The organism is Frigoribacterium sp. CFBP 13605 (assembly GCF_014839405.1).
Lineage (GTDB): Bacteria > Actinomycetota > Actinomycetes > Actinomycetales > Microbacteriaceae > Frigoribacterium.
The window spans coordinates 1-12,748 of sequence record NZ_JACYNS010000075.1 but is presented as its reverse complement, the minus strand read 5'-3'; the positions used below and the strand labels follow the sequence as shown (position 1 = coordinate 12,748).

14 protein-coding genes are annotated in these 12,748 nt (G+C 73.4%); 2 read left to right on the top strand and 12 right to left on the bottom strand.

The features are described 5' to 3' along the window. Positions 1-28: 28 nt before the first annotated feature. The 12 genes from hemL to IFT36_RS12260 form a co-directional block, all read right to left on the bottom strand. Entirely contained in the window at positions 29-1,372 is a 1,344-nt protein-coding gene (gene hemL / locus IFT36_RS12315) for a glutamate-1-semialdehyde 2,1-aminomutase (protein WP_159824863.1), read from the bottom strand. Beyond that, complete coding sequence (gene hemB / locus IFT36_RS12310) at positions 1,372-2,361, bottom strand: porphobilinogen synthase (protein ID WP_043595219.1); 990 nt, start codon at positions 2,359-2,361, stop codon at positions 1,372-1,374. Before hemB ends, hemL begins: the two co-directional genes overlap by 1 nt. Beyond that, positions 2,361-3,152: a uroporphyrinogen-III synthase gene (locus IFT36_RS12305; RefSeq protein ID WP_200413268.1), complete on the bottom strand. Its 792-nt coding sequence runs from the start codon at positions 3,150-3,152 to the stop codon at positions 2,361-2,363. The genes hemB and IFT36_RS12305 overlap by 1 nt, the downstream gene beginning before the upstream one ends. Further along, on the bottom strand, positions 3,149-4,135 hold the full coding sequence (gene hemC, locus IFT36_RS12300) for a hydroxymethylbilane synthase (protein WP_200413267.1): 987 nt from the start codon (positions 4,133-4,135) through the stop codon (positions 3,149-3,151). Before hemC ends, IFT36_RS12305 begins: the two co-directional genes overlap by 4 nt. 4 nt (positions 4,136-4,139) lie before the next feature. Next, positions 4,140-5,363: a ferrochelatase gene (locus tag IFT36_RS12295; protein WP_082460099.1), complete on the bottom strand. Its 1,224-nt coding sequence runs from the start codon at positions 5,361-5,363 to the stop codon at positions 4,140-4,142. Next, a complete protein-coding gene (gene hemQ, locus IFT36_RS16540) occupies positions 5,360-6,133 on the bottom strand; it encodes a hydrogen peroxide-dependent heme synthase (protein ID WP_082460100.1) in 774 nt (257 codons plus the stop codon). The genes IFT36_RS12295 and hemQ overlap by 4 nt, the downstream gene beginning before the upstream one ends. A 112-nt stretch (positions 6,134-6,245) precedes the next feature. Continuing rightward, the gene (locus IFT36_RS12285; RefSeq protein WP_043595223.1) at positions 6,246-6,473 is read right to left on the bottom strand and encodes a DUF3618 domain-containing protein; all 228 of its coding nucleotides are present in this window, start codon (positions 6,471-6,473) and stop codon (positions 6,246-6,248) included. A 47-nt stretch (positions 6,474-6,520) separates the two neighbouring features. After that, a complete protein-coding gene (locus IFT36_RS12280; RefSeq protein WP_054147459.1) occupies positions 6,521-6,970 on the bottom strand; it encodes a phage holin family protein in 450 nt (149 codons plus the stop codon). Then, the gene (locus tag IFT36_RS12275) at positions 6,967-7,215 is read right to left on the bottom strand and encodes a hypothetical protein (RefSeq protein WP_043595360.1); all 249 of its coding nucleotides are present in this window, start codon (positions 7,213-7,215) and stop codon (positions 6,967-6,969) included. The genes IFT36_RS12280 and IFT36_RS12275 overlap by 4 nt, the downstream gene beginning before the upstream one ends. 117 nt (positions 7,216-7,332) lie before the next feature. After that, positions 7,333-8,697 carry a protoporphyrinogen/coproporphyrinogen oxidase gene (locus IFT36_RS12270; RefSeq protein WP_307785092.1) on the bottom strand — a complete coding sequence of 455 codons (1,365 nt, stop codon included), beginning with the start codon at positions 8,695-8,697 and terminating at the stop codon, positions 7,333-7,335. After that, positions 8,694-9,761 carry a uroporphyrinogen decarboxylase gene (gene hemE, locus IFT36_RS12265; protein WP_236557063.1) on the bottom strand — a complete coding sequence of 356 codons (1,068 nt, stop codon included), beginning with the start codon at positions 9,759-9,761 and terminating at the stop codon, positions 8,694-8,696. The genes IFT36_RS12270 and hemE overlap by 4 nt, the downstream gene beginning before the upstream one ends. 121 nt (positions 9,762-9,882) lie before the next feature. Next, the gene (locus tag IFT36_RS12260; protein ID WP_200413266.1) at positions 9,883-10,896 is read right to left on the bottom strand and encodes an NADP-dependent oxidoreductase; all 1,014 of its coding nucleotides are present in this window, start codon (positions 10,894-10,896) and stop codon (positions 9,883-9,885) included. 153 nt (positions 10,897-11,049) lie between these two features. Between IFT36_RS12260 and IFT36_RS12255 the strand changes: the two genes are divergently transcribed. After that, positions 11,050-12,336, top strand: a complete 1,287-nt coding sequence (locus IFT36_RS12255; RefSeq protein ID WP_056044137.1) for a glutamyl-tRNA reductase — start codon at positions 11,050-11,052, stop codon at positions 12,334-12,336. Between the two features lie 55 nt (positions 12,337-12,391). Then, positions 12,392-12,748 (top strand): NUDIX hydrolase (locus tag IFT36_RS12250; protein WP_200413265.1); only part of this gene is annotated, 357 nt, incomplete at its 3' end.

Genomic DNA, 12,748 nt, shown 5'->3' with positions numbered 1-12,748 from the left:
CCCGGCCCCGGTGGGCCGGCCGGGGTGGCTAGTGCGGCGCCTGCGCGGCCGCGGCGGCCTTGGCCGCGGCGGGCACGGCGTCGAGGATGCGCGACACCACGTCGTCGTCGTGGGCCGCCGTGACGAACCACGCCTCGAACACCGACGGGGGCAGGTTGACCCCGGCGTCGAGCATGGCGTGGAAGAACGGCGGGTAGCGCCAGGACTGCTGGGCGCGGACGTCGTCGTAGTCGTTCGGTGCCGTCGGCGTGAAGGCGAACGAGAAGAGCGACCCGGCGCGCTGGACGCTGTGCTCGACGCCCTCGGCGGACAGGGCGGCCGAGACGCCGGCCGACAACTGGTCGGCGACGGTGTCGAGCCGGGCGTAGACCTCGGGCGTGGCGAGCCTGAGCGTGGCGATGCCGGCGGCGACGGCCACCGGGTTGCCGCTGAGCGTGCCCGCCTGGTAGACCGGCCCCAGCGGGGCGAGGAAGTCCATCACCTCGGCGCGACCGCCCAGGGCGGCGAGCGGCATGCCCCCGCCGATGACCTTGCCGAACGTGATGAGGTCGGGCTCCCAGCCAGCGCCGTCCGGGACGACCCGAGCGGCCTCGAGACCCCACCAGCCCGCGCGTCCCACGCGGAAGCCGGTGAGCACCTCGTCGACGATCAGCAGCGAGCCGTGGCGTCGCGTGATCTCGGACAGGCTGCGGTTGAAGCCCCGCTGCGGCGCGAGCACGCCCATGTTGGCGGCGGCGGCCTCGACGATGACGGCGGCGATGCGCGGGCCGTGCTCGTCGAAGGCCGCACGCACGGCGTCGAGGTCGTTGTAGGGAAGGACGAGCGTCTGGGCGGCGGTCTCGGCCGTGATGCCGGCCGAGCCGGGCATCGACAGGGTCGCGACGCCCGAGCCGGCCTCGGCCAGCAGCGAGTCGGAGTGCCCGTGGTAGTGCCCGGCGAACTTCACGAGCAGGTCGCGACCGGTGTAGCCGCGGGCGAGGCGGATGGCCGTCATGGTCGCCTCGGTGCCGGTGGACACCATGCGCAGCTTGCCGATCGGTCGCTGGTCGCCGACGGCGACGCGTTCGCGGACCAGCTCGGCGAGTTCGGTCTCGGCGGGCGTCGACGCCCCGAACGACAGACCGCGCGCGGCCGCCTGCTGGACGGCCTCGAGCACCTCGGGGTGGGTGTGCCCGAGGATCGCCGGACCCCACGAGGCGACGAGGTCGACGTAGTCGCGTCCCTCGGCGTCGGTGACGTAGGCGCCCTTGGCACCCACGAGGAACCGTGGCGTCCCGCCGACGGAGCCGTACGCACGGACGGGCGAGTTGACGCCGCCCGGGATGGACCGCTTGGCCCGGGTGAAGTAGGTGTCGTTGCTCTGCTCGGTCATCAGAACCGCTCCTTCTGGAGGCGCGTGGCCAGTTCGGTGGCCCAGTACGTCAGGATCGCGTCCGCACCCGCCCGTTTGATCGACAGGACGCTCTCGTACGACGCGGCGTCGAGGTCGATCCAGCCGTTCGCGGCGGCCGCGTGGATCATCGCGTACTCACCGCTGATCTGGTACGCCCAGACCGGCACGGTGCTGGTCGCGGCGGTCTCGGCGAGGACGTCGAGGTAGCTCATGGCCGGCTTGACCATGACGACGTCGGCACCCTCGGCGATGTCGAGGTCGACCTCGCGGAGGCCCTCGCGCCCGTTGGCGGCGTCCATCTGGTAGGTGCGGCGGTCACCGACCAGGGTCGACTGGACGGCCTCGCGGAAGGGGCCGTAGAAGGCGGAGGCATACTTGGCCGCGTAGGCGAGAAGTGCCGTGCCGCCGAAGCCGGCCTCGTCGAGCGCGTCGCGGGCCGAGCCGATCTGGCCGTCCATCATGCCGCTCATGCCGATCAGCTGCGAGCCGGCCTCGGCCTGGACGACCGCCATCTCGTCGTAGCGGACCAGGGTGGCGTCGTTGTCGACAGAGCCGTCGGCGGCGAGGACGCCGCAGTGGCCGTGGTCGGTGAACTCGTCGAGGCAGAGGTCGGTCTGCACGACCAGCGCGCCCTGCGCGGCGTCGACGGCCACGCGGGTGGCCACGTTGAGGATGCCCTCGGGGTCGGTCGCGCCCGATCCGACGGCGTCCTTCTCGAGGGGTACGCCGAAGAGCATGACCCCGCCGACACCGGCCTCGGCGGCCTGCTCGACGGCCCGGGGCAGGCTCGACAGGCTGTGGTGGACGACGCCCGGCATGGACGAGATCGGGGTGGGTTCGTCGATGCCCTCGCGGACGAACATCGGCAGGACGAGGTCGGCGGGGTGCAGGCGCGTCTCGGCCGTCAGGCGGCGCAGGGCAGGGGTGGCGCGGAGGCGGCGGGGCCGCACTCGGGGGAAATCGGACATCAGTCCTTCTCGGTGGGGGGCGTTCCGGCGGACGGGCCGTCGAGGGCGTGGTCCACCACGGCCTCGACGAGGGCGGCCGCCGATCGGGTCTCGGCGATCAGGTGCACGGGCAGCCCCGCGGCACGGGCGTCGAAGGCGGTGCGCGGGCCGATGCACGCGACGAGGGTCTGCGAGGGCAGGGGCGCCAGCTGGGCGGCGATCTGGCGGGCGACGCTGCCCGAGGTCACGAGCAGGACGCCGATCGAACCGTCGGCGACGCCGTCGCGCACCTCGGCCGAGACGGGCACGCCCACCGTGCGGTACGCCGAGACGAACTCGGCGTCGAACCCGCGGGCCGACAGCCCGGCGACGAGGGTCGGCTCGGCGAGGTCGGACTGCGGGACGAGCACGCGACCGGTGACCTCGTCGGCCGGCCACTCCTTCACGAGTCCGCGGGCCGAGTTGTCGCCCTCGGGGACGAAGTCGACGCGGATGCCCGCCAGGCTCAGGGCGGCGGCGGTGGTCTCGCCGACCGCGGCGACCCGGGTCGAGGCAGGGGGCCGGATGCCGTTGCCGACCAGGACGTCGACCGTGGTGGCACTCGTGACGACGAGCCACTCGTAGACGCCGGACTCGAGGCGGGCCAGGGCCGCGGCGAGCAGCTCGGGCGTCTCGGCCGGGGCGAAGTTGATGAGGGGGGCGATCACCGGGGCGGCACCGCGCGACCGGAGCGAGGCCGCGACCCCGTCGCCCCACTTGCCACCGCGCGGCACCAGGACGCGCACGCCCTTGAGCGGCTTGTCGGCGGTCACGTGGCGCTGCCCAGGGGGTCACCGCCGGCCGGTCCGCCGCCCAACGGGGCGAACTCGGCCGCACCGGAGTCGAGCAGCTCGTCGACGACACGGCCGGCGACCTCGTGGACGTCGGCGAGGCGCGCGACGAGCGGACCGTCGTCGAGGGAGACGGCGTGCGACGAGCTGAGGCGTCGGCTGCCGTCGGGGCTGTAGACGGTCGCGCTGAGCAGCAGCAACCCGGCGTCGACGACGGCACTGGCACCGACGGGTGCCGCGCAACCGGCCTCGAGCCCGGCCAGCACGGCTCGCTCGGCCGTCACCACGAGGCGCGTCTCTTCGTCCTCGATGGCGGCCAGACCGCGGGCGAGCGCCTCGTCGGGGTCGCCTTCGCGGACCTCGACGGCGAGCGAGCCCTGCCCGGGCGCACTGGGCCAGAAGCCGAGCCCCAGCAGTTCGGTCGCGGCGTCGAGGCGTCCCAGGCGGCCGAGACCCGCCGCGCTGAGCAGGACGGCGTCGAGGTCGACGCCGACGCGACCGAGCCGCGTGTCGACGTTGCCGCGGATGTCGACGACCTCGAGGTCGGGACGTCGCGAGAGCAGCTGGGCGGCACGACGCGGCGATCCCGTGCCGACGCGGGCACCCTGGGGCAGTCCTTCGAGGGTCAGCCCGTCGCGCGCGCAGAGGGCGTCGCGGGCATCCGCCCGACCGGGCGTCGCCCCGATGACGAGACCGGGGTGCGTGGCGGTGGGGAGGTCTTTGAGCGAGTGCACGAGGGCGTCGCACTCGTCCGCGAGGAGCGCCTCGCGCAGGGCGCTGGCGAACACGCCGGTGCCCCCGAGCGACGCCAGCGACTCGCCGGTGCCCTGCGAGCGGTCCCCCTCGGTCTTGATGCGGACGAGTTCGACGTCGTGGCCGGTCGCGGCCGCCATGCGGTCGGCGACGGTGGTCGACTGGGCGACGGCCAGCGCGCTGCCCCGAGTTCCGATGCGGATGGTCGCCACGGGGTCAGGGGACCAGGCCGGACAAGGCGGGCTTGAAGCCCAGTCGCACGTTCTCGCAGCAGCCGGGACGGCAGACGTCGTACCAGGGCCCGAGGTCGGTCACGTGGGGGCGGTCCTCGGCGGGGACGCCGTCACGACGCTCGAGCACGAGGTCGACGAGCCCGGTGACGTAGTTCGGGTCGATGCCCGGCGTCGGGGTGCGCGTCGCCCAGAAACCGTTCTTCTCGCTGGTCTCCATCGCCTCGTTGTCGAGGTCCCACATGACCTCCATGTGGTCGCTGACGAACCCGAGCGGCACGATGACGACGGCGCGGGTCGGACCGCCGGCCAGGTCGTCGATGGCGTCGTTGATGTCGGGCTCGAGCCATGGCATCGAGGGCGGGCCGCTGCGCGACTGGTAGACGAGCTGCCAGGGGACGGTGGTGCCGCCCCCTTCGGGCAGGTCGAGGTCGAGGGCGGCCTCGGCCGCGGCCATGACGACCTCGGCGACGGCCTTGTGCTGGGCGGCGTAGGCGCCGTCGGCGTCGAAGCCGCGCGCCTGGGGGCCGCTCTTGGCCGCGTCGGTCGACGGGATCGAGTGCGTCGCGAAGAGCACCTGGACCTCGGTCGCGAGGTCGAGCCCCTCGTTCTCGGCGCGAGCCGCGACGAGCGCGTCGCGCACGCCGTCGATGAACGGCTGGACGAAACCGGGGTGGTCGAAGAACTGGCGGACCTTGTCGATCTGCATGGTGCCCTCGAGGCCGGTGGCGTCGAGCGCCATGGCGAAGTCCTCGCGGTACTGGCGGCACGAGCTGTAGGACGAGTAGGCGCTGGTCGCGACCGCGATGAGCTTGCGGAACCCGCGCTCGTCGGCCTCGCGCACGGCGTCGGCCATGTAGGGCTGCCAGTTGCGGTTGCCCCAGATGACCGGCAGGTCGATGCCGCGACGCTCGAGCTCGGCCTCGAGGGCGGCCTTGAGCTCGCGGTTGTGCTCGTTGATCGGGCTGACGCCGCCGAAGTGGCGGTAGTGCGTCGCGACCTCTTCGAGCCGCTCTTCGGGGATGCCCCGCCCGCGCGTGACGTTGCGCAGGAACGGGATGACGTCGTCCTGCCCCTCGGGCCCGCCGAAGCCGGCCAGCAGGATGGCGTCGTAGTCGGTCGGCTCGGAGACGTGCTCGGGGCCGGAGGCCGCGGCGGGGGTGGCGTTGCGGACGAGCTGCCCGTTGGTGATGTTGCTGGTGTCGGTCACGACAAGACCTCGATGATGTCGGTGGTGGGGATGCGTCGGCCCGTGAAGAACGGGATCTCTTCGCGGACGTGGCGGCGGGCCTCGGTGTAGCGCAGGTCGCGCATGAGGTCGACCAGTTGGACGAGCTCGGGAGCCTCGAGGGCGAGGATCCACTCGTAGTCGCCGAGCGAGAAGCTGGCGACGGTGTTCGTCAGCACCGCGCGGTGCTCGGAGCCCTGCTTGCCGTGCTCGGCGAGCATCTGACGGCGCTCGGCCTCGGGCAGCAGGTACCACTCGTAGCTGCGCACGAACGGGTACACCGTCAACCAGGTCTCGGGTGCCTTGCCCCGCATGAAGGCCGGGCTGTGGTTGCGCGAGAACTCGGCCTCGCGGTGCATGCCCATGGCGTTCCAGGTGGGCAGCAGGCCGCCCAGCACGTCGGTGCGCAGCAGCTGCCGGTAGGCCGACTGGACGGCCTCGGGCACCTCGCCGTGCAGCCAGATCATGATGTCGGCGTCGGCCCGCAGGGCGCTGACGTCGTAGAAGCCACGGACGGTCACGCCGAGACCCGCCAGGGCGTCGACGACCGCGTCGAGCTGCGGGACGTCGTCGAGCTCGGGGGCGTAGGGGTTCTGCGGGTCGCGTCGCAGCACGGCCCAGAGCGTGTAGCCGAGGCGTTCGACGGGTGGCGGTGTGCTCGCCGCGGCGTCGTCGGACTCGGTCTGGACGGGTGCTGCGGATGAATCGGACGTCGGCAGTACGGGCGCTGCCGCGTCGGCGCTGGAACTCATGCAGCCATTCTCCCTCTCGGCACGCTGGGAGCCCAACCAGGTTGCTCCCGGTCGAGCGAACGGCACCCGGTGCCCGCCGGCGGTCGAGCCGACCGGCGAGCCGGGCGAGCGGTCAGCGGCGCTTGACGACGGCGACGACGACGCCAGCGACGGCCAGCGCACCCGCCCCGGCGGCGGCGAGCCACGGGGTCTTGTCGCGGTCGAACGAGGCCTTGGCGCGGTGCCCGGCGATGCCCAACTGCTTGGGCACGTTCAGCTTGTCCTCGAGTTCGTTGAGGGTCGCGGCGAGCTCGGCGCGCGTGCGGTCGATGTGGGCCTGGATGTCGCTGCTGTCGCTCACGGTGCTCCTGTCGGGAACGGGAAGGGTGGGGGTGTCGAGGAGGCGCGTCAGCGCTCGTCGAGGCGGGCGCCGGGGATCGACCCCACGCCCTTGACGGCCTTGAGGTCGGCCTTGAGGCTCGCGATGGTCTTCTCGGGGACCGCCGGGAGCCCCTTCTTGATCGCCTTGTACCCGAGGAACGCGAGCAGGGCGGCGACGAGCAACAGCACGCCGGCGACGATGAGGGCCGACGCCCAGCCGGGAAGCCAGATGGCGAGCAGCAGGACGATGCCGGTCAGGAGGACGCCGAGCATCGCGAAGACGAAGACCAGGGCCCCGACCAGGAAGCCGGCACCGATGCCGAAGGCCTTGAGTGTGCCGATGACCTCGTACTTGAGCAGGGCCAACTCGCCCTTGACCAGGTCGGTGACCAGCGTCGGGACGTCCTGCACCAGGGCGAAGAGCGACCGCGGCCTGGTCTTGTGCCGCACCTTGTCGCTGCGCGTCGAGTCGGTCATTTCTTTCGGCCGCCGCCGAAGGCCTTGGAGATGCCCCGGGTGATGCCGGTGACGACGGCGTCCACGCCGTCGGCCGTCTTGGCACCGGCGAAGTCCTGGCCCTTGGCGACCTGGCGCTGCACGGCCCGGCTGTTCCAGACCTTGGACGCCCTCTCGGTGATCTGCTCGTACCGGTCGTGGCCGGCGCGGGCGCCCAGCACGAATCCGACAGCGGCTCCGGCGACGAAGATCAGTTTGCCTCGCACGGGGGACTCCATTCGTGGTCGTACGCGCGACGGCATGTGCCGCACACGTCCCTCCAATGTAGCCCGAGGCGGGTGCCCGACGCCCGCGCCGGACCGAAGCGGTCCGACCCCGGGGCCTCAGTCGCGGGACGGGGGCGCCGACAGCGCCGCCACGAGGGTGGCGGCCTGACGACGCGAGTGGGCGATGATCGCGGCCAGCCCCCGTCCCGCCACCGCGCCTCCTGCCTGGACGACCTCGACCACGGGCTCGGTGACGACCGCCGCCTCGGCCCGGCGCGGGGCGTCCCAGGTGGCCCGGCCGAAGCCGACCAGGTGGCGCGCGGCGAGGTCGACGCCGAGCAGGGTCGAGGCGTCGGCGAGCGCCGCGTCGCGCACCTCGGCGTCGGGTGTGTCGCGGTCGACGACGGGCGAGTCGAAGCTGAGCCGGAGCACGTGGCGTCCCTCGGCGAGCTCGGCCAGCCAGCTCCACTTGACGGTCGCGTGGGTGAGGGCCTTGGCCCGGAGTCCGGTCGAGCCGGGGGCGACGAGGACGCCCGTGCCCCGGGGTGCCGCGTCGAGCTCCGGCCGGTCGACGACGAGGGTCGCGAGGGTGATCGCTCCGGGCGGCACCGAGGAGGCGCGGGTCGTCAGGGCCACCGCGTCGTGGTCCCCGACGGCCAGCACGACCTGTCTCGCCCGGACGTGCTCACCGCCCGCGGTCTCGACGCCGGTCTCGTCGATCGAGCGGACGCGGGTGCCGAGGCGGACGTCGACGCCGTGCCGCTGGAGGTCGGCGACGATCGGGTCGACCAGCCGGGCGAGGCCGCCGCGGATGCCCGCCACCGCCGAGCCGGCCGGGGCGAGGGCGCGCAGTCCGAGCACGGCGGCGGCGAGGCTGCCCTCGCGCTGGAGGGCCGAGCGCAGCCCGGGGGCCACGCGGTCGACGGCGAGCAGGTCGGGGTGGAGCGAGTGGACGCCCGAGACGATGGGACTGACGAGCCGGTCGACGACCTCGTCGCCCATGCGCGCCCGCACGAGCCCCCCCAGGGTGGTTTCTTCGGACCCGATCTCGGCGGGCAGGTCGGCGTCCGCGAGCGCGCGGGTCACGCCGGCCTCGCCGACGACGGCTCGCACGTCGGCGGCGGACGGGTCGCCGGGGATGCCGAGCAGCCCCGTGCGCGGGATGGGGAAGGACTCGCCGTCGGCCTCGTGCAGCCAGGCCCCGCGGGGATCGGGCAGGACGATGTCGTCGCCGAGGCCGAGTTCGGTGGCGAAACCGGCGACCGTGCCGCCCCGGGTCGCGAAGCTCTCGGCCCCGGCGTCGAGTGCGATGCCGGCGACCACGTGTCGCGAGACCTCGCCGCCCAGTCGGTCGGACGCCTCGAACAGCACGACGCCCAACCCGGCGGCGGCCAGGTCACGGGCGAGCACGATGCCGCCCATGCCGCCGCCCACCACGGCGACGTCGACGACGCCGCTCGGGGTGACGACGGGCGGGGTCACAGCGTGTGCGCGAGCTCGACGATGCGGGTGAGCACGTCGGGGTCGGTGTCGGGGCTGACGCCGTGGCCGAGGTTGAGCACGTGCGCCGGGGCCGCCCGACCACGCTCGACCACGTCGCGGACGTGCGCCTCGAGCACGGCCCACGGCGCCTGGAGCATGGCGGGGTCGATGTTGCCCTGCACCGGGGTGGAGCCACCGAGGCGACGGGAGGCCTCGTCGAGCGGGATGCGCCAGTCGACCCCGACGGCGTCGGTGCCGACGTCGCGCATGGCGGCCAGCACCTCGCCGCTGCCCACTCCGAAGTGGATGCGGGGCACGTCGAGGTCGGCGACGTGCGAGAGGGCACGGGCCGAGTGGCGGGCGACGTGCGCGGTGTAGTCGGCCAGCGAGAGCGACCCGACCCACGAGTCGAACAACTGGGCGGCGCTCGCCCCCGCGAGCACCTGCGCCCGCAGGAAGGCGCCGGTCACGTCCGCGGCCCAGGTGAGCAGGGCGTCCCAGGTCTCGGGATCGCCGTGCATGAGGGCACGGGCGCGGATGTGGTCCTTCGACGGCCCGCCCTCGACGAGGTAGGCGGCGAGGGTGAAGGGGGCGCCGGCGAACCCGATCAGCGGCGTGCTGCCCAGCTGCGCGACGGTCTGGGCGACGCCCGCGGCGATCGGGGCCAGCGCCTCCGGGTCGATCGGCCGCAGGGCCGCGACGTCGGCCGCCGTGCGGATCGGCGTCTCGAGCACCGGACCACGACCCGGGACGATGTCGACCGAGACGCCGGCCAGCTTGATCGGCACGACGATGTCGCTGAAGAAGATGCCCGCGTCGACGCCGTGACGGCGGACCGGCTGCAGCGTGATCTCGCTCGCCAGCTCGGGCGTGAGGCAGGCGTCGAGCATGGCGGTGCCGACGCGCAGCTCGCGGTACTCGGGAAGCGAGCGCCCCGCCTGGCGCATGAACCACACCGGCAGCGTCTCGGGCCGGTCGCCGCGCAGGGCACGGACCAGCGGCGAACGCGTCGTGAGGCCGGCGGCCAGCGGGTGCTGCTCGGGCAGGGCGGAGGTCTGGGTCACGTGGTCGATTGTCCCATCGCCCGCTGGACGTCGCGTCGAGGCGACCCGCGGCCGGCCCCGCCACGGCGGGACCGTCCCGGTCGGATCGCCTCGAACGCGCGAGCGGACGAGGAGGCGCGGGTCAGGAGACCGCGACGACCATCTTGCCGACGTTGTCGCCGCGCATGAGCCCGGTGAAGGCGTCGAACGCGTTGTCGACGCCCTCGACGACGGTCTCGTCGTACACGACGTCGCCGGCGGAGAGCCAGGGGCCCATCTCGGCCTGGAACGCGGGTGCGAGGTGGCGGTAGTCGCCCAACGTGAAGCCCTTCATCGTCAGACCGCGGGTGACCATGTTGGTCATGCCCGTGATGCCGACCGGGGCGCCGGTGGAGTTGTAGTTCGCGATCGAGCCGCAGAGTGCGGCACGACCGCCGGTGCGGAACGAGGCGAGGGCGGCCGACAGGTGGTCGCCGCCGACGTTGTCGAAGTAGAGGTCGATGCCGTCGGGCGCGGCCTCGGCGAGCAGCTCGGAGACGTCGCCGTCCTTGTAGTCGAACGCGGCGTCGAAGCCGTACTTCGAGGTCAGCAGCTCGACCTTCTCGGCCGAACCGGCGCTGCCGATCACGCGCGAGGCTCCCTTGAGGCGGGCGATCTGGCCGACCATGGTGCCGACGGCCCCGGCGGCACCCGACACGAAGACGACGTCGCCCTCGCGGATGCCGGCGATCTCGGTGAGGCCGACGTACGCCGTCAGGCCGGTGAGGCCGAGCACGCCCAGGTACGCCGACAGGGGCACGCCGTCGACGGGCTGCACGGCACGGAACGTGGCCGCGCCTCCCTGGGCCACGTCGCGCCAGCCCTGCTCGTGCAGCACGACGGTGCCGACCGGCAGGTCGTCCGAACGCGACTCGACGACGCGGCCGACGGCCCCGCCGGTCATGGTCTCGCCGAGGGCGAAAGGCGGGACGTACGACTTCACGTCGTTCATGCGACCGCGCATGTAGGGGTCGACCGACAGGAACTCGTTCTGCACGCGGACCTCGCCGTCGCCGAGCTCGGGCAGGGTCACCTCGACGCGGGCGACGTCGTCGGGGGTGGGCTCGCCGTGCGGGCGGGCGACGAGCTGCCACTGGATGCTGGTGGTCGAGGTCATGGTGTCTCCTTGGTTCGATGCGGTGCGGGCCGGCGGCCGGAATGCGGCCCCGGGCTCCGTTGTTGCAAGCTGCAACCGTCGTGTGGCATTCCCGGCCACTCGACGTCGAGTCAACGCCCAGCCGAAAACGCCGATCAGAGTTAGGATCACTCAGTGCTCATCTGCCTCACGGCGTCCCACCAGAACGCCAGCTTCGACCTCCTCGAGAGGCTGAGCATCGGCGCACCCTCGGCGGCGGGCACCCTGGTCGACGGCAGCGACTTCGTCAGCGGCGCGGTCGTGCTCGCGACCTGCAACCGGTTCGAGGCCTACCTCGACGTCGACGAGCCCCTCACCGCCGGCAGCGCCCTGGCCGTCGAGGCCACGATCGAGACCATGAGCACCGCCAGCGGCGTCGAGCCCGACGACCTGCGCGACAGCGTCCGGGTCATCACGGGCGACGAGGTCGTCGAGCACCTGTTCGCCGTCAGCTCGGGCCTCGAATCCGTCGTCGTCGGCGAGGACGAGATCTCGGGCCAGGTGCGCCGTTCGCTCGAGCGCGCCCGCCACGACGGCACCACCTCGCGCGACCTCGAGCGCCTCTTCCAGAAGGCGTCGCAGACCTCCCGGGGCATCAAGAACCAGACCAACGTCGGAGGCGCGGGCCGGTCACTCGTGCGCCTCGCGCTCGAGCTGGCGTCCTCACGGGTGACCGACTGGTCCGAGGCGCGCGTCCTCATCGTGGGCACCGGCCAGTACGCGGCCACCACCGTCGCGGCACTTCGCGACCGTGGCGCCGACCAGCTCGCCGTCTACTCGGGTTCGGGCCGCGCCGAGTGGTTCGGCCTCAAGCACGCCGCGACGCCGTACGACGACCTCGCCACCGCCGTCGCCTGGAGCGACGTGCTGATCACCTGCACCTCGACCACCGAGCCGGTCGTCACCCGCGACGTCGTCCTCCCCGGCGGCCGCCGCCTCGTGATCGACCTCGGGCTGCCCCGCAACGTCGACCCGCTCGTCGCCGGCGTCGAGGGCGTCGAGCTGCTCGACCTCGAGACCATCAGCCTGCACGCGCCGCTGCCCCAGCTCAGCGCGGCCGACGACGCCCGCGCCCTCGTCTCGTCCGCGGCCGCCGAGTTCCAGGCCGTCGCCGCCGAACAGTCGCTCACGCCGTCCGTCGTCGCGCTGCGCAAGCACGTCTTCGACCTGCTCGACGCCGAGATCGAGCGCGCGCGGTCGCGCGGGGACTCGTCCGACCGCACCGAATCGGCCCTGCGACACCTCGCCGGCGTGCTGCTGCACACCCCCTCCGTCCGGGCGCGCGAGCTGGCCCGAGAGGGCCGGGGCGACGAGTTCCGCGACGGCCTCGAGGCGCTCTTCGGCGTGACCGACGGGCGCCGCGCCTCCTCGTCGTCGCCGTTGCGCGCGGTCGACGACGAGCGTCAGGCCTCGGCGGGCTGATCGCCCCCGGACGCCGGCGCACCGGGCCGACGTCGTCGTGCCCGAGGATGGCCTGATGGACACCATCGTCGTCAGCGCGCTCGCCCTCGTCCGTGACCGTCGGATGCTGATGGTGACCGCCCGCGGCCGTGACGTGCTGTACCTGCCCGGCGGCAAGCTCGAGGCCGGCGAGACCGCGGCCGAGGCGCTGGTCCGGGAGTCGCGCGAAGAGGTCGGCGTCGAACTCGACCCGACGACCGTGGCCGAGCTCTTCACCGTCGTGACGCAGGCGCACGGCGAGCCCGAGGGTCGGCAGGTCGCCATGACGGTCTTCGCGGCCGAGCTCTCGGCGACGAGCCCCGAGCCGGCGCCCGCCGCCGAGGTCGGCGCGGTCCACTGGGTCACCTCGGCCGACGCGGGCCGGTGCCCGCCG

Excerpts from the sequence above, each read along its gene's own strand:
- hemL (WP_159824863.1), bottom strand. The coding sequence starts at position 1,372 with ATGACCGAGCAGAGCAACGACACCTACTTCACCCGGGCCAAGCGGTCC.
- hemQ (WP_082460100.1), bottom strand. The coding sequence starts at position 6,133 with ATGAGTTCCAGCGCCGACGCGGCAGCGCCCGTACTGCCGACGTCCGAT.
- hemB (WP_043595219.1), bottom strand. The coding sequence starts at position 2,361 with ATGTCCGATTTCCCCCGAGTGCGGCCCCGCCGCCTCCGCGCCACCCCT.
- IFT36_RS12280 (WP_054147459.1), bottom strand. The coding sequence starts at position 6,970 with ATGACCGACTCGACGCGCAGCGACAAGGTGCGGCACAAGACCAGGCCG.
- IFT36_RS12260 (WP_200413266.1), bottom strand. The coding sequence starts at position 10,896 with ATGACCTCGACCACCAGCATCCAGTGGCAGCTCGTCGCCCGCCCGCAC.